The organism is Bacillus cereus group sp. RP32 (assembly GCF_040459735.1).
GTDB lineage: Bacteria > Bacillota > Bacilli > Bacillales > Bacillaceae_G > Bacillus_A > Bacillus_A wiedmannii.
In genome coordinates, this window is sequence record NZ_JARVHO010000002.1 from 14,451 (window position 1) to 31,329 (window position 16,879).

Below are 16,879 nucleotides of genomic sequence, written 5' to 3' on the forward strand. Positions count from 1 at the left end.
AATATTAGTGATTTGTAAATAAATTATAAGGATATAGCATTAAACTTAAAGACTTAAAAGCTAAAAAGTATGTATAAATGTAGAACAAAAAGCCCATACTAATAATAAAGAAAGAGCTATATTTATTATAATTTATGATAATCGGTAGTAGAAAGCTAAGAAATGTATAGTTTATTGGCTTCAGTAGGTCTTTAGAATGCACATGAAGGTTATTGAATTACTTTAATATAAACTCATTTTTTATAGGAGGCACCGCCCTTTACAAGGGATCTCTATATAATCAAAATTGATTCATACAATTGCTACTTTTAGATCGGAAGTAATAAAAAGCGATTTATTATTTTTGGCTACTATCAAAATGCCTTCAAGAATGATATCCTCCCGACTTATCCAGGGGATTTTGCTATAAAAAAGGTCTCTTAATAGATATAGAATCTAAAACTCTATTTGTATGTATATTCTCAACTTTAGAATCAACAATTGTTAATGTTATGTCAATACGCGTTAATGATAAATTGATATGACACTAGTATTAACGGACAACAAACTCTATTAACATGTCAATCTCAGGTTATATATCAATGATAAATAAAGAGAAAACTGTTATTTTTTTGACGCTAATAAGAAACTATTGATTGTATGAAGTTCTTGCTATAACTATAGTACTTTTAGAGTGTTTTTTGATATTTCGATAGAAATCTGTTGTGGCAGATAAATTTTTAACTAATGCAGATTTTGAAATCCTCAGATCTGCTTCTATGCGCGCTTCAACTTTTTAATTGTTAATGTCATATTAATGTTAAACGAAAATTGTTGATATAACATTAACAATTTAGATAGCATTTCTCTCTACGCTTAACTTTATAGACTATATGTCAATGATAAACAAAGGATGAAAAACATTGAATTGCTGTCGTCATTTATTATTACGATTAGATTTTAACTGTTTTTGATAGTGTGAAAACATTTTCTAAGATAGATCATCACTAGATTCACTTCGAGCAAACCACCACAGAAGAAAATTTTCACCAATATAGATTTTGAAATCTTGAAGACCATAAACACTTCTTCTTTTTGGACGCCTTATTGTTAATGTCATATCAATATCAATTAGAATAATATTGATAACAAAAGAAAATAGGTACTTAACATGTCAATCTCAGGTTACATGTTAATGATAAATAAAGGGAAAATTATTGATTTTTTGGGTGTTACTAATAAGAAACTATCAATTATATGGAATTTTTGTTAGTTCCTGATCACGATTATAGTACTTTTAGAGTGTTTTTTGATATTTCGATAGAAATCTGTTGTGGTAGATAAATTTTTAACCAATATAGATCTTGGGTCTTCGAGATCTGTATTTTTGCGTATTTCAACTACTTAATTGTTAATGTTAAATACAAATTGTTGATATAAGATTAACAATACAGATAGTATTCCTTTCTATGTGTTGTTTTTTAACTATATGCCAATGATAAATAAAGGATGAAAATCATTGAATTGCTGTCATCATTTATTACTCAATTGAATTTTTAGCTATGTTTTGATAGTGTCGAAACATTTTCTAGGATGAATTGACACTAGATTCACTTAGAGAAAACTACCACAGAAGACAAAATCCAGCCGATATAGACTTTGAAATCTTGAAATAAATAAACATTTCTTCTTTTCAACACCATATTGTTAATGTCATGTCAACCTTAATCAGAATGATGTTGATAACAAAAGAAAATAATCACTTAACATGTTAATAACAAACATGGGATAAAAAATCAGTTATCTTTTCAGCGGTATCAACATGAGATTGATAGTTTTATGTTGTTTCTTTTTATATCTTACTAGCATTGAAATATTTTCAATGCTAGTTTATTAATTAACATACTTCCGTAAAATCTGTTTCAATGGACTAATGTTCAACTAATATAGATCTTGAAGTTTAGATAGGTATAAACATTTTTGATAAGTATCCGCTTGTTAATGTTAATCGGTGAATACTAGTGATAAAGTTGGCACGCTTCATTTAACATGTTAATCTCACTTGATATGTCAATGTCAAATGTGGAGAAGAAGTATTGATTTTCTGTGGATATTGACATGAGATTGATAATTATATGATTGTTTACAAAAAATACATTATGGTAAACAGTAATGCGTTTAATAGCGCAATTAATTGGTTAGTAGGGAATATACTGTATCAAAAAAAATCAGCAGAGAAACATTAATGAACCGTTAATAACGGGGATCCTTATAGCTTGGTAAATATAGATTGCTAAAATAGCATCTGATTCTGAAGAAGTTCTCGCTTCAAAGAGCCCAAAAGGGGTTAAGGAGTGAGATGCTCATGTATAATTATCGTGTGGAGTTTAATAAAATCTGGAGATTATTTGATTAAATTTAGAATTTTTAGTATATTCTTATTATATCTTGTAAATTTTTTTATTTTCTAGTGATTACATAAAGCCCTTCGGGTTACGGATTAAATTACACGTTTGTGTGGTATTTAACCTCCGTATCCCAAAGGGCTTTTTTATTTGATTAAGGAAAAAGGAGATATGTGATGTCAATTGAAAGGTTAGCAGCAAGTAGAGTATTAAGACCAGTGAGAAGCATGAATAAGGGGCGTAATGAGAGATGGTTTGAATATTATAGAACAACATGCCCTATATGTGGTAAGCAAGGATGGTGCATGGTTAATGATTCTGAAACCAAAATAATATGCGGACGAATTTCATCAGAAACAAAATTCGGGGAAGCAGGCTATTTACATATAGTAGCTGAAGATCAAAAAAGGGGATATGACTTTTCTCAAGATCAGATGATTAAGGAACATAGGAAGAAAAATGATTACACCCTTGATATTATTTACACTTTATTCCTAGAATTTCTAGACGTGCGAGATGAACATATTAAAATGTTAAGGGGATCAAAACGCAGGATTACAAGAGAAGTTATAAATGTTAGAAATTACAAAAGTTTTCCTCTTAAACCTTGGGATACTACGAAAGAGCTAATAAAAAAAGTAGGGGGGAAAACAAGCTATATTGTTGGAATTCCAGGATTTTATGCAAAAGAAACAAAGGATGGAAGATATTTCACGTTTGCAGGAAGGAGAGATTCTTTATTAATACCGCAGAGAAATATATATAATCAGATATGCGGTTTTCAATGTAGAATTGATAATCCTGAATATATGACAGTTGTAAAAAATCATAAACCAAGCTTTAAGGCAGAAGTTATTGAGCAACCCAATACTATAGAGGTGACCTATGAAATTAATGGGAAGATAGAGTCTATATTTAAAGGTGAAATCGATGTTAAAGAATGGTATGAAATTAATTATGAAGGTGAAAAATTAGGTGAAGTACAATTAAAGTTAGAAAGTAAATATATTTGGATCAGCTCAGGTGGGAAATTCCATGGAACAGGAGCTGGGAAACCATTGCCAATACATGTAGCAGTACCTAGTCGGGAGCTGAAAAATTGGGAACGTGGAGAATTAATAAAAAAGGATAATGTATGGATTTCAGAAGGCGGTCTAAAGTCTGATATTGCTGCAGAAAATTTAGACGAGCTTCTAACAAATGAGGAAAAAGTAATGTATGGTACCACAGTTGTATCAATACCAGGGGTTAAAGTATGGAGAATATTAATTGAACCATTGAAAAAAATGGGAGTTAAACAGGCGACGTTCGCTTTAGATATGGATATGATTACAAATTCAGATGTTCAGCGGTCGTTATTAGAATGTGCCCAAATGCTGTATCAAGAAGGGATAAGTATTAATTATGCAAGTTGGGATATTACTCTTGGAAAGGGGCTAGATGATTTACTGTTAAACGATTATATTCCAGCAATAGAGAAAGTGAGATAAACGCTATTTTAATTGAAATAAGTTAAAAAACATATTAATAGGGGATATAAATGATTAATTACTTTTTTATAGTATAACTAGAATGAGTGATTTTTATCATTTTAGCCAAGAAGAATCCTTCCTCAAAGAACGAGAAGTGAGTAGGTGGGAGATGAATTGGCTTCGGACAAGGGATGGCAGGAAGCCATCTTAATTGTTCGACATACAGAAAGTGTTACTTCGCTACCAATCGAATGTACGTTCGGTATATGATAGGTATATACCGAAATGGAGGTGAATGAAATGATGATCAATAAAGCCTATAAGTTTCGTATCTATCCAAATCAAGCACAAGAAATTCTAATCAACAAAACGATTGGTTGTTCTCGCTTTGTATTCAATCATTTCCTATCCTTATGGGATCACGCATACAAAGAGACAGGAAAGGGCTTGACCTATGGTATATGCTCTGCCAAACTCCCTGCCATGAAGAAAGAGTTTGTTTGGCTAAAAGAAGTGGATAGTATTGCGATTCAGTCGTCTGTTCGCAACCTTGCCGAGGCTTATACACGCTTTTTAAAAAAACAAAACAGCGCACCGCGCTTTAAATCTAAGAAGAACAACGTTCAATCTTACACCACAAAACAAACAAATGAAAATATTGCCGTTGTAGGGAACAAAATAAAGTTGCCGAAACTAGGCCTTGTTCGATTTGCCAAAAGTCGCGAAGTAGAGGGACGTATTGTAAATGCGACTGTTAGACGAAACCCTTCTGGCAGATATTTTGTGTCACTATTAGTTGAAACAGAAGTACAAGAACTTCCGAAAACATATTCTTACATTGGAATAGATGTAGGACTAAAATATTTCGCTATTTTGTCAGATGGAAAACCCTATAAAAATCCGAAGTTTTTCCGATCATTGGAAGATAAGTTGGCGAAAGCACAGCGTGTTCTTTCTAGAAGAATGAAAGGATCTTCTCGCTGGAATAAACAACGAGTCAAGGTAGCTAGAATTCATGAATACATATCAAATGCTAGAAAAGATTACTTGGATAAAATCTCAACTGAAGTCATCAAAAACCACGATGTTATCGGTATAGAGGATTTGCAAGTATCGAATATGTTAAAGAATCATAAGTTAGCAAAAGCAATTAGTGAGGTATCATGGTCACAATTTCGAACTATGTTGGAATATAAAGCAAAATGGTATGGCAAACAAGTCATTGTCGTATCGAAAACATTTCCTTCCAGCCAATTATGTTCTTGTTGTGGATATCAAAATAAAGACGTTAAAAATTTAAACCTACGTGAATGGGACTGTCCTTCTTGTCGTACACACCATGATAGGGATATTAACGCAAGTATCAATCTAAAGAATGAAGCGATAAGGCTTCTAACCGCAAGGACTGCGGGGTTAGCCTAATCAATTAGAGTTCGATAGAACTCTTTACTTAGGAATCCCCCACTTTCACTTCTAAACGAAGTAAAAGTGGGGGTAGTTCAAACGTGTTCTTGATAGTCATCAAGATTTATATAAATATAATTAGTTTAATCATAAGGGAATGATAGATATTTTAATACCTCAGTATTTTTTTAAAATTTTTAGAATAATTCATTTTACATTTTGTTATAATCCTATATCATATACATACAGGAGAAATTTGGAAGAATTTTAGGGCGGAGTTTCGTATCTATGTAATATCAATAGTAGTTTTTAATTACTAAATAATACTATTCATGTATACGAGGTGAAACAAATGGAGAGACGAGTAAACGAGAAGAAAACGAAAGAGCAGTTTTTATATGAAAGAAGAAGACAATTAGAAATAATGGAAGGTATTAGTAGCATCTGCAAAGGATGCGATACTTATATAGAATTGAGAAAAACGAAAGCACATAAAGAAGTGGCCAATACATGCGCAAGGAATTGTAAGTTGATTAGTAACGTACAAAAGGAGACAAAAATGTTTTTAGAAACAATTCGTTAAAAATGAGAAGGGAGGAATAGGTATGAACGAATCATATAGCAGCTTGAATCGCGATGAGTCATTAAATAAAACTATAACACAAGGTTCTACTGCAAGAAGTATTAAGCCAATGGCTAATCTAGAAGGAAACACTTTTGAAATTAAGAGAATTGGGAATTATAAGGTACTATCAAAACAAGAAAGTTTAAAATTATTTCAGCGGTACAAACATGGTGAAAAGGATCTACGTGATTATTTGTTTCATGTGAATGTAGGACTAGTATTATCTATTGCAAGAAAGTACAAAAACAAGCACCCTGATATAGAGTTTGATGATCTGGTTCAAGAAGGTAATGAGGGAATGTTACGGGCAATGGAAGATTTTAATCCGGCTTTAGGTTATTGCTTTTCCACGTACGCTTTTTGGTGGATACAAAAAAGTATGTTAGGAATTATATGTAAAAAAAAGTCTGGGCCTTTTAAAATTCCTAATTCTGTGAATCAATTTAATTTAAGATATGTCGAGTTAGAAGATAAATATCTACAAATGTACAATAGAACCCCTTCAGTGGAAGAAGTAGTAAAAGAGTTAAATGTAACTAGCGAAACAGTCATTAGGCACAACGTATATTATAAGCGAGCTACTACTATGACTTTGGATATAGATACAATAAATGAAGATATAGGTATATCAAATCCATTCTATGATGATAGTTCAGCAATTCCGTCAACAAATGAGATGGTAATTGAGGACTTAAATTACGAGATATGGTTAATATTTGATGAAGTATTAAACCCAAAGCAAAAAATGGTACTAAATCTATGTTTTGGTCTTCTAGATGGTAAAGTGTATTTGCATAAAGAAATTGCAAAAGCACTTATGATAACAACTGAAAGAGTGTCACAAATAAAGGATGAAGCAATTAAAAAATTGAAGAAATGTGACTATAAAGATGAAATTTTTAATCTACTACATGAAAAGTTGAAAGTAATGGATGAACTTAATATGGCGTGAAAATATATATTCATATTTATCGGAATATACAGTATAATGAGCGGGTTGTATCTTTTTCTATCTAAAATCTGGATACAAAGTGATGTATTAAGGGTATAACATGCACTTCGAACTTCTCACCACTTAACGTCCTTACGGACTGTTTGAAGTGGGAGATTCCTGCGAACACCGATGTATCCACCGGTTATCTTAGCATGCTCTGCCCGTAGTCCCTACAGTGAAAACATAAGTATCTTGTACGTTGACTCACCACGTTCCCTACTTTAGCTTGGTTTTCGCAACTTCGGCAAACGTGGGGCGTAAGAACGTTGAAGATATGAGGTTGGTTGCAACATTTTTCTGCAACCAACCTCATATCTTCAGTTTTCAAAGAGCAATCTGTACAAGTATATGGTAGTAAACATGTTGGCTTATGCCAAGCGACATTCATCTCCCGCCTAAAATTGGTGTTTCATACTCTCACATTTTAAGGAAGGAGTTTTCTGTCGGAAAACGATAAACTCAATAGATGATAAATAAAAAAGGATAAATGGGTGCTACCTATTTATCCTTTTTTTTATTTATCATGCTTAAAAAAATAATATTATCTCTAATTTTCCTTAGTTTTTCTGTAGAAATATCTCATGATTAATTATGAAGGATGAATAATTTAATTACTCTCATTAATGAGGTACCGATAGAAAGGAGGCCATTGTTGTTATATGCAAAATAATAGAAAAAGAAACGTAATTAAGGAAAGGATTAGACAAGAAAAAGAACGACGAGAACGATTACTAGCAGAGGAAGAAGAACAATATGAGGATATCTATAAAGATCCAATAAGTGAGCAAATACAAAAAGAGCATTTAGAACAACCGCAGAACCAACGTGAAGAAAGTGTAAATGTAAATTTACCTAAAAATGAATCTTCAAATAGTAACCCAGCTCTTGATTGGATTACTACAATTCAAAAACAGGCAGGCACTTCTGAAAATGATTTAAATATAGAAGAAACAGAGGAAGAAGCAAGGGAACGTGAAGAAGCGGAAGCCCGTAGAAAAGCAGAAGAAGAAGCAAGAAAACAGGCAGAAGCGGAAGCCCGTAGAAAAGTAGAGGCAGAAGCAAGGAAACTTGAAGAAGTAGAAGCCCGTAGAAAGGAAGAGGAAGAAGCAAGAAAACAGGCAGAAGTAGAAGCCCGTAGAAAAGCAGAGGAAGAAGCAAGAAAACGAGCAGAAGCGGAAGCCCGTAGAAAAGCAGAGGAAGAAACAAGGAAGCGTGAAGAAGTGGAAGCGCGTAGAAAAGCGGAGAAAGAAGCAAGAAAACAGGCAGAAGTAGAAGCCCGTAGAAAAGCAGAAGAAGAAGAAGCAAGGGAACGTGAAGAAGTAGAAGCCCGTAGAAAGGCAGAGGAAGAAGCAAGGAAGCGTGAAGAAGCGGAAGCGCGTAGAAAAGCGGAGGAAGAAGCAAGAAAACGAGCAGAAGCGGAAGCCCGTAGAAAAGCAGAGGAAGAAGCAAGGAAACAGGCAGAAGCACAACGGAAGGAAGAAGAGAAAAAACTTGAGGAAGTAAGAAAAAGAAGACTAGAGGAAGAAAAGAAAATAAAAGATGCACAAAAGAGACAAAAAATAGTTGTGGCTAAAAGCGAACCCGAAAGTGATGAAATTAATTTAAATAATGAAAGAAATCAACCAAATGAAACTAAATTTGAACAAGAAGAGAAAGTCGCAATCGATAAAAAAGGAATCTTAAATAATATGAAAAAATATAAGTACGCTATTATAGGAGTCGCATCAATTGTTTTATTAGTAGTAGCAGGTTTTGCCTTTAGCAATATGAAAAATTCACAGGCTGCATCTGCAAATAATGTAAATAGTTTGGAAGTTAATGCGAATCTAATAAATGGGTTAAGGTTATCTGCAGTTCAAAAATATCAAGATGCTGCCTTGGAATTTGATAAAGTCGATTATAAAAAATTAGGAAAAGAAGATAAAAAGGCGGTTTTATTTACGTATCTATTAAGTGGTAAAGCACAGAAGGCAATTGACTTAGAACAAGATTTTGCAGAATCAGTAGTTTCATATTATATAGCTGTAGATAATTTGAAAAAAGTAAAAGAATTAAAAACAAAAAATCCACTAATTAATTTTGAAATTGCTGCATTAGATAACAAGCATGAAGAAGTTATCAAATTAAGAGATCAAGTGCCACTAGATGGCAGAAGAGAAGGAATTATTGTTAATAGTTATTTGAAATTAAATAAATCCGAGGAAGCTAAAAAGTTTGCTCAAAAGGTTGGAAATAAAGATTTACTCGAAAAAATTAATAATTCTACACCTAATAGTTCTGCTACTTCTGTAGCAACTATAAGTGCAGGTTAGGTAATAGGGAGGAATTGATTGTGCCTTTAGATTATTCGAAAATTTTAAAGAAAGTGTTACTTACGACTACTGTAACTACCTTAAGTGTTGGGGTAGTTACAGGCTGCTCACTGTTTTCTTCTGAAAAGAAGAGCACTAAAACAGCATCAGTATCTAAAAAGAAAAAGGATAGTGAAAAAGAAAAGAAAAAAGATGAGAAAAAAGAAGAAAGTAAGAATGAACCGACTGAAAATCTAAATACTAATGATTTTGATGAAATCATTGATAATGCAAAACGTAGCTCTGACCAAAATTTAGCCGGTATCATTGAAAATAACAAAACCAAAAAGAAATTTGATGACTTAACAGATTCAATTGCAACCGCAGCTATAAACTCAGATCGAAACTTAGCCTCAGTTATTGACGGTGATAAATCAAATAATCGTTTTTCAGATTTAAATACTTCAATAGCATCAGCAACAAACAATCCTTCTGTCTCGGATAATAAGGATAGTAAGAACTTTGTATTTGGTGGCGATCTAAATATTAATGATGGTGTGGCTATTGCAGATAACTCAATACCTCCAATTAATAATGATAAAAAGCCACCTACTTCGGGTGACACTAGTGGCGGGGAAGTGAAACCGCCAACAGGTGGTGAAGGTAATAATGGAGGCGGTACAAAACCACCAACAGGCGGAGATGGTAACGATGGTGGGAGCGGTACAAAACCACCAACGGGCGGAGATGGTAACGATGGTGGTACAACAAAACCAGAAAAGGATACAGTGGCACCAGTAATTACAGCGAAACAAGGTGTAACTGTTTATGTAGGAGATAGTTTAAATGCAGGAGATTTAGTAGTAGTAAAAGATAATAAAGATCCAAACCCAGTAGTAACAGTGGGAGCGTACGATACAAGTAAAGCAGGGGCAATTCAAGTAACAGTAACGGCAACAGATGCATCAGGAAATAGCTCAAGTACAACAGTAACCGTCAGCGTAGTAGAAAAAGAGGAAGAAAAGGATACAGAAGCACCAGTAATTACAGCGAAACAAGGTGTAACCGTTTATGTAGGAGATAGCTTAAATGCAGGTGATTTGGTAGACGTAAGAGATAATAAAGATCCAAACCCAGTAGTAACAGTAGGAGCGTACGACACAAGTAAGGCAGGAGAAATTCAAGTAACAGTAACAGCAACAGATGCATCAGGAAATAGCTCAAGTACAACGGTAACCGTCAAAGTAGTAGAAAAAGAAGAGGAAAAAGATACAGAAGCACCAGTAATTACAGCAAAACAAGGTGTAACTGTACAGGTAGGAGATAGCTTAAATGCAGGAGATTTAGTAGAAGTAAAAGATAATAAAGATCCAAACCCAGTAGTAACAGTAGGAGCGTACGACACAAGTAAGATAGGGGCAATTCAAGTAACAGTAACGGCAACAGATGCATCAGGAAATAGCTCAAGTACAACAGTAACCGTTAAAGTAGTAGAAAAAGAAGAGGAAAAAGATACAGAAGCCCCAGTAATTACAGCGAAGCAAGGTGTGACAGTACATGTAGGGGGTAGTCTAAATGTAGGAGATTTAGTAGAAGTAAAAGATAATATAGACCCAAATCCAGTAGTAACAGTGGGAGCATATGATACAAGTAAGCCAGGTACAATATCAGTTCAAGTAACGGCAGCTGATAATGCGGGTAACAGCTCAACTGCAACGGTAACAGTAAAAGTAGTAGAAAAGGAAGAAGAGAAGGATACGGAAGCACCAGTAATAACAGCGAAACAAGGTGTAACCGTACATGTGGGAGATAAATTAAGTCCAGGAAGTTTAGTGAATGTAAAAGATAATAAAGATTCAAATCCAGTAGTAACAGTAGGAGCATATGATACAAGTAAGCCAGGCGCAATATCAGTTCAAGTAACGGCAACCGATAAGGCAGGAAACAGCTCAACTGCAACAGTAAATGTGGTAGTTCTTGAGAAAGAAAAGCCAGAGCAAAAAACAGCTGAAACAACATTTAAAGAACAAGGTAATGGATTACTTGCAGCAAATTCTAATGATGTAGCTAAATAGGTTTTTACCAAAATGATAATATGGTAAAAGTAAAGGATCTCAACTACTAGTAGGGATTCTTTTTTTATTAATTAATATACGGAAAATTCTATTATTTTATCTTGTAATGGATTTATACTATTTTCTTAAAACTTCCCAAGTCTATTGAATGGCTTATAGCGTAGAACCGCCTTGCCTTCTATATTATTCAAAGGTATAAAGCCTAGTTCTTTAAATCTGCTGTCTAAACTTTCCTCACGATTATCTCCTAATACAAAAATTGTATCATTCGGAACCCTATCGAAACCGTAAATACTTTTTAATGAAAAATCAGCTGTCTTACCTTTTGAGTATAGATCTTTTACCACAAGTCCATTTATATAAAGCTGTTTTGATATTCTATTGTATCTCCAGGTAAACCAATTACTCTTTTTATAATTGTTTTATTATTAGAAGTGTTTTCTAGGGGGGAATTAACAACAACTATATCAAATCTTTGCAGAGCTTCTATTGAATGGATGAAGTGATTAATTAAAACCTTATCATTATTGAATAAGGAGTTTTCCATAGAAACCCCAGAAACCTTATATGGAAAAAAACGAACTGTCTTAGTAAAAGCAAGGTAATACCAATTATAAAGATTGATATTGGAAAAACAGAAATTAGACGTTTTTTCAATTTAAGATCAAATTCCATTCTGAAGGTTTATAATATTCATCATAACGTATATTTAATGAATTGAATATTATGAATATGGTTGTTTTTGTAGGTGTAATTTGTTAAAATTAAGTATACCTTTTTTTAATTTCGATTTTTTATATCTATAACTACTATAGCCCTTTCGGGGTTTTGATTTTCAAAGATAGTTTAAGTTTTTTACTTTTACTTTCTTTTTAAATACAACTCCGAAAAGGGCTTTTTTGCATTTTTTGGAGAACATCACAATGTGAAAGGATGAAGACTTTATGAAGATTAAGAGATTATTTTTAATGTTAGGCGTTTTAGCTATGATGTTTGTTTTTTATAACACCTTTATAAAGGATGAACCTCAAACAGAAGCGTTAACACCAATCAAAGTAGAAGATTTGAAAGAAAAAATTCAATACGATTATTTGTTTGAAGATGAATTATCACAAAATGTGATTAACGACTTAGGAGGGCAATTCAAATTAATATTTGATGATATTGATAAGAATGGCCACTTAACTATTTATCAAAAAAAAAGAGAACTAGAAATGTTTTTAGGAAATCATGTAACAACTGTAGAATTAGCTGATGAATTTACATCAGATTATTTTAGTACAAATAAGAATTACAAAGTTACTTATAAAAGTAAACCAAGTCTATTTAATTATGAAAAACCAAGAACTATTACAAAAGTCAAAAAAGGATTGTTTTTGGTAAAACAAAACGGCTTAATTCTGGAATTTAAATATGTACCAGAAATAAATGGATTTCGAGTTTCTGAGATTACATATTTAAAATAAGAAAATATCGGGGGATTTACTATGTTATTACAAATCAGAACTGTTATTGCTGATGCATTAAGAATTGATGAAGAAGTGAATGGTTTTTTGAAGTATTGTGCTAAGCATGGAAAAATAGTTGGAAAAATAACACCAAGCGGATTCATAGAACGTGAACAAGGCCAACCGCTTTTGGTTATGGTAATCGAATATGAAGAGAAAAATTAACTGTAGTTATGAAAAAGATGAGGATTAATTCCTTGTCTTTTTTATTTTCTAAGAAAGGTGAATATATCGAGTATGAAAATAATAAAAAAAGTGGCCGTCTTTAATAACAAAGAATTCTCGAATTCTTTGTTAGAAATGAATAATCGAGAATCAGATGTGGCGGATTTAATGGTCCCATATTATTATTTCTTATTTAAGCGTAAGGTATTGTGGTTAGTACGTGAGACAGGAACTAGAATAATAAACTTATACAACTATGAAAATGAAGAGAATAAAAAAGTAGCATTTGAGATATTGGAATTCTATATTCATCAAAATTGTAGTGTAATCTACAGCATAATTGATGGCAGATTAAAAAAATAAATAATAATCAGGCTTTTGAATTATTAGAAGGTGTAAAGGTATCAAAGAATTTGATTTGTTAACTTGAGAAAGTAAAATAACGGATAAATTTTCTGAATTTAGAGATGAAATAAACTTCATTGTGATATAATTTAGTTGCATTTTTTTCTTTTTCTATTTTTATATCACTAACTATTTATAACCTTTCGGGTTAATGAAATTACACAAAAAGGAACTTTATGTTACTTTATTTCATTGTGTAAACAATTCATTTTCCTGGAAGGTTATTTGTTTTTGCCTGAAAGGGGTGATGCTATGTCATAAGAACTAATTATTAATTAGAAACTGCTGCTGCAATGTTAAAAGTTTTTCCAAAAGGGGTGCATATTATGTTGGTTACAGTAATTGTGTCAGTTGTGGCTGGTATGGTCTCAGGATTGGCTAGTCATTACATCACAAACAAAAAGTTCTTGTTGCCTCGTAAGAGCAAGCTTGCATTTCACCCGGGTTTCTTGGGAGAGATGTTTGTAGGTAGTATTGCTTCACTCGTTGGTGTTGCAATGTTTAACCCTGAAACAATGATGGATATTCTTCAGACGAGTATTCTTGCTGGGATTTCAGGGCAAGCCTTCCTGCTGCACAATCGCTTGGCAACGGAACAAGTGAAAACCGACGAGATTCAGTCTATTTCAAAGAAATTGGCCGAACTCGAGAAAAAGAATAAGGAATAAAAGAGGAGTAATCTGGTATAAATAGAAATAGAGAGATGAGGAGATTTGGTTATGTAACGGCCAAATAAAGTGAGTTGAGGTGAGCCCGATGTCTCGAAAGGAAGTTTTTGATTATCTAGATGATCAAGAAAAAGAAGATTTAGCAGAATGGACAGAAGAGCTTAAGAATGCTCAATCTACGAAAGCAGTCAAACTTTATTCAGATAAGATAAAGGAACTGCTAGGAAAGATTGAACAACGAATGATTAGTTCAGGAGAGGAAGCAGCGACGGTTAGCTTCTAATTGAATAGCAAGAAAAAGGAAAGCTGGTGGATTTTATCCACCAGCTCTTCTTTATTATTTAAAATGTTCTATAAAAATAGAGAACCTAGTATCCAATGGGTTTTTTATTAAAAAATTTAAGAGGAGTGTTTATAATGAGTACAGATTTAATACAACAATTATTAGAAGTTGATCAAAAAGCAAGAGAACAAGAAAGAGTTCATTTAATCCAAAACTTTTTCAATTTAGGTGTTTCAGTTGAAATCATAGCGGAAGCAACTTCAGTAAGTGTAGAGGATGTAAAAAGAATAATTAAATAATAAATGTATAAGGTTAAAAAATTGTTTAATGCACTATTTAAAAATATAATAACCATCTATCGTATAACAGATAGATGGTTATTAAAATTTTTAAAAAAACTAGTTAAATATAAGTATTGAGTCAATGTATTCATCTCAAAGCGTAAAAAAAGACACAATGGATAGTGTCTTTTTTACGTTGACATGCTATGAAAGAAAATGTAGTGATCAATCATAATTTGTTGGATTCTTCTTGGTTGATATTAGTATAACATTATCATCGGTGATTTTAAATGTGGTTATGCATATATACGATTTTCATTATGTTTCGGTTTGGGTCATATTCTTTCTTCTTATATAGGGGTCCTACCACATCGCTATCAACCTAAGTGCCAGGATAGGAATGTATAAAAAATGCATAGGTCGATAGAACAAAGAAAAGAGGTTCCCTTGTAAGGGGAAGATTCCTCCTTGGCCTTGCTAATGATGCGCTATGTTAACTGCATATGTATAGAGTATGCAGCTAAAAAAGTACAATACATCGCTTCTTCTAAATGGTACAATTAGGGAAAAGGGGTGGAAGAATATGTATGATTACAAATTTGTGGAAGTCGAAATTAATGGATGGAAAGGGCAACCCAAAGAAGATTATAAGCGTATTATTATCGAACATGCTGAGGATGGTTGGGAATTTGTTCAAGTCCTTACTCTAACAATCTCAGGATATACGACTTCTATGGAGATTATTTTCAAACGAACCAAAGAACTTCTTTAAAAAACGAAAGAGGTTTGCCTTAAATTACATACAAAAAGAACTGAAATATTTTTGGATTTAATTATTATCGATTTAACTTATAAGACAAATAAGCTAATATTAATCAACTTCCAACAACGATGATTAGGTAAAATAAACGATATTCGTAGTGGCGAATAAAACGGAAGCAAATAAAAAAGTGGAAAGAATAGAAAAAGCATTTTAAAACAAAGGGGTATATGTCAATGAAACATAAGATTTTATCTTTTTTAGTAGTTCCAATGTTAATGTTAACTGGGGTTGGATGTGAGACAAAGGTTAAGAAAGATGAAGCAATGGAAGCTTCTGTTAAACAGAATAAAAAAGAAGACTTCAGTAAGAACCTAGAATATTTAATGAAAGATTTCTCCGAACAATCTAAGGAAATAGACGGTATTGTAAAAAGTAGCAAGTCAATGAAGAAAAAGTCAGAAAAGTTAAAAGAAGTATCTAAACCCTACTTAGAGTTAGTGGACAAAATAAGTAAGTTAGAGTATGAAGAAAAAGATCACCCAGTACAACATAATGTAGGTGTAGCGATGATTCATGTAAAAGATGGAGTTGCAATCATACAAGAAGGTTTAGATAAGGGTAAAGAAAATGAAGTTGATGCTGGGGTTGAAAGATTAGAGACTGCTTCTAAGTTAATTGATAAAGCAAACAAAGAATTGAAAAAATCTAAGTAACTTAACTATAGGGGAGTGTATTATATCTATAGGCTATCCTATAATTAATGGATCCTAAAGCTTAATACATAATAAAAATACCGGTTCTAATAAGAACCGGTATTTTAAATGGTATTATTTTGTAGCGCTTTTTTTACTTAGTAAAATAAGTGTATAGTCTAATTCCTATCAATAATCCGTAGGTAACATCATAATAAAACTTTTACAGTTATCAATAATCCATATACGGTGTGCTAATGGAAGTTTATCCACTTTTACATCTGTTTTGGAACGTATCTCAAAACCTGGACTTTCTGGTTGATAATTTAATACTAAATAATTATCCTCCAATTTTAAATCAAAGATGTGTTTATAGCTTAATAAAGAATTGTTTCTTAAAAGTATTTGTGTTTTAAAAAAATCCCAAATGCTTTTAGTTATTATTGAAGGAAGAATTTTATCTATACTTGCAGTTCCATAACTATGACGATAAATATTACGTATTTTCATATTGTATCCTCCTTTTCAAACCCAAAGGAGATTGAAACATTTAAGGATAAATCTAATGATGGTACATGTAAATTACCCCATGTATCTAATGGATCTTGCCCATCTATAACATATCTTTCCTCAATTCTCGCTAAATAATAGTTTTCATTTCCAATGCAATTTAGCCAATAAAATAATAGTAAAATAGATTCGCTATTTTTAGTATCGTTTATGTTTTCTCCTAGTTCCTCTGGCATATCTCATTTAAAATCCGTCCCGACAGGAATAACAACTCCATATATAACACCCTGAATTAACCCATCTGGATAATTCGGAGTATCTTTAACCCGTTCTAATAAAAATTCAGCAAACTCTTCAAT

Annotated in this window: 15 protein-coding genes and 2 pseudogenes; 14 read left to right on the forward strand and 3 right to left on the reverse strand. The window is 32.5% G+C overall.

Features of this window, described 5'->3' with window-relative positions; all coding sequences use genetic code 11:
• Positions 1 to 2,560: 2,560 nt before the first annotated feature.
• From QCI46_RS27515 to QCI46_RS27540, 6 genes are all read left to right on the forward strand, one after another.
• Entirely contained in the window at positions 2,561 to 3,874 is a 1,314-nt protein-coding gene (locus tag QCI46_RS27515; RefSeq protein WP_353841942.1) for a DNA primase, read from the forward strand.
• 282 nt (positions 3,875 to 4,156) lie between these two features.
• Positions 4,157 to 5,278 carry an IS200/IS605 family element RNA-guided endonuclease TnpB gene (tnpB, locus tag QCI46_RS27520; RefSeq protein ID WP_353841943.1) on the forward strand — a complete coding sequence of 374 codons (1,122 nt, stop codon included), beginning with the start codon at positions 4,157 to 4,159 and terminating at the stop codon, positions 5,276 to 5,278.
• Between the two features lie 334 nt (positions 5,279 to 5,612).
• Complete coding sequence (locus QCI46_RS27525; RefSeq protein ID WP_353841944.1) at positions 5,613 to 5,843, forward strand: hypothetical protein; 231 nt, start codon at positions 5,613 to 5,615, stop codon at positions 5,841 to 5,843.
• Between the two features lie 22 nt (positions 5,844 to 5,865).
• Complete coding sequence (locus QCI46_RS27530) at positions 5,866 to 6,837, forward strand: sigma-70 family RNA polymerase sigma factor (RefSeq protein ID WP_353841945.1); 972 nt, start codon at positions 5,866 to 5,868, stop codon at positions 6,835 to 6,837.
• A gap of 701 nt (positions 6,838 to 7,538) precedes the next feature.
• Positions 7,539 to 9,191 (forward strand): cell envelope integrity TolA family protein, encoded by a 1,653-nt coding sequence (locus tag QCI46_RS27535; RefSeq protein ID WP_353841946.1) that lies wholly within the window; start codon positions 7,539 to 7,541, stop codon positions 9,189 to 9,191.
• Positions 9,192 to 9,211: 20 nt separating this feature from the next.
• Positions 9,212 to 11,245 (forward strand): adhesin, encoded by a 2,034-nt coding sequence (locus QCI46_RS27540; RefSeq protein ID WP_353841947.1) that lies wholly within the window; start codon positions 9,212 to 9,214, stop codon positions 11,243 to 11,245.
• 125 nt (positions 11,246 to 11,370) lie between these two features.
• Here QCI46_RS27540 and lepB read toward each other — a convergent pair.
• Positions 11,371 to 11,920: pseudogene (gene lepB / locus QCI46_RS27545) on the reverse strand (signal peptidase I).
• 269 nt (positions 11,921 to 12,189) lie between these two features.
• Between lepB and QCI46_RS27550 the strand changes: the two are divergent.
• From QCI46_RS27550 to QCI46_RS27585, 8 genes are all read left to right on the forward strand, one after another.
• Entirely contained in the window at positions 12,190 to 12,711 is a 522-nt protein-coding gene (locus QCI46_RS27550) for a peptide ABC transporter ATP-binding protein (protein ID WP_353841948.1), read from the forward strand.
• Between the two features lie 21 nt (positions 12,712 to 12,732).
• Complete coding sequence (locus QCI46_RS27555; RefSeq protein ID WP_088062789.1) at positions 12,733 to 12,918, forward strand: hypothetical protein; 186 nt, start codon at positions 12,733 to 12,735, stop codon at positions 12,916 to 12,918.
• Between the two features lie 72 nt (positions 12,919 to 12,990).
• The gene (locus QCI46_RS27560) at positions 12,991 to 13,281 is read left to right on the forward strand and encodes a hypothetical protein (protein WP_353841949.1); all 291 of its coding nucleotides are present in this window, start codon (positions 12,991 to 12,993) and stop codon (positions 13,279 to 13,281) included.
• Between the two features lie 368 nt (positions 13,282 to 13,649).
• A complete protein-coding gene (locus QCI46_RS27565) occupies positions 13,650 to 13,991 on the forward strand; it encodes a DUF4257 domain-containing protein (protein WP_000961797.1) in 342 nt (113 codons plus the stop codon).
• An 88-nt stretch (positions 13,992 to 14,079) separates the two neighbouring features.
• The gene (locus QCI46_RS27570) at positions 14,080 to 14,274 is read left to right on the forward strand and encodes a hypothetical protein (protein WP_000087398.1); all 195 of its coding nucleotides are present in this window, start codon (positions 14,080 to 14,082) and stop codon (positions 14,272 to 14,274) included.
• A gap of 134 nt (positions 14,275 to 14,408) precedes the next feature.
• Positions 14,409 to 14,573 (forward strand): hypothetical protein, encoded by a 165-nt coding sequence (locus tag QCI46_RS27575; protein WP_353841950.1) that lies wholly within the window; start codon positions 14,409 to 14,411, stop codon positions 14,571 to 14,573.
• Between the two features lie 565 nt (positions 14,574 to 15,138).
• Positions 15,139 to 15,327 (forward strand): DUF4177 domain-containing protein, encoded by a 189-nt coding sequence (locus QCI46_RS27580; protein WP_061682331.1) that lies wholly within the window; start codon positions 15,139 to 15,141, stop codon positions 15,325 to 15,327.
• A 218-nt stretch (positions 15,328 to 15,545) separates the two neighbouring features.
• A complete protein-coding gene (locus tag QCI46_RS27585; protein ID WP_353841951.1) occupies positions 15,546 to 16,031 on the forward strand; it encodes a hypothetical protein in 486 nt (161 codons plus the stop codon).
• 168 nt (positions 16,032 to 16,199) lie between these two features.
• Here the strand turns inward: QCI46_RS27585 and QCI46_RS27590 are convergent, their stop codons facing one another.
• Both QCI46_RS27590 and QCI46_RS27595 read right to left on the reverse strand, forming a co-directional pair.
• Complete coding sequence (locus QCI46_RS27590; RefSeq protein ID WP_353841952.1) at positions 16,200 to 16,520, reverse strand: DUF960 family protein; 321 nt, start codon at positions 16,518 to 16,520, stop codon at positions 16,200 to 16,202.
• A pseudogene (locus tag QCI46_RS27595) lies at positions 16,517 to 16,879 on the reverse strand (hypothetical protein). The gene QCI46_RS27590 and the pseudogene QCI46_RS27595 overlap by 4 nt, the downstream one beginning before the upstream one ends.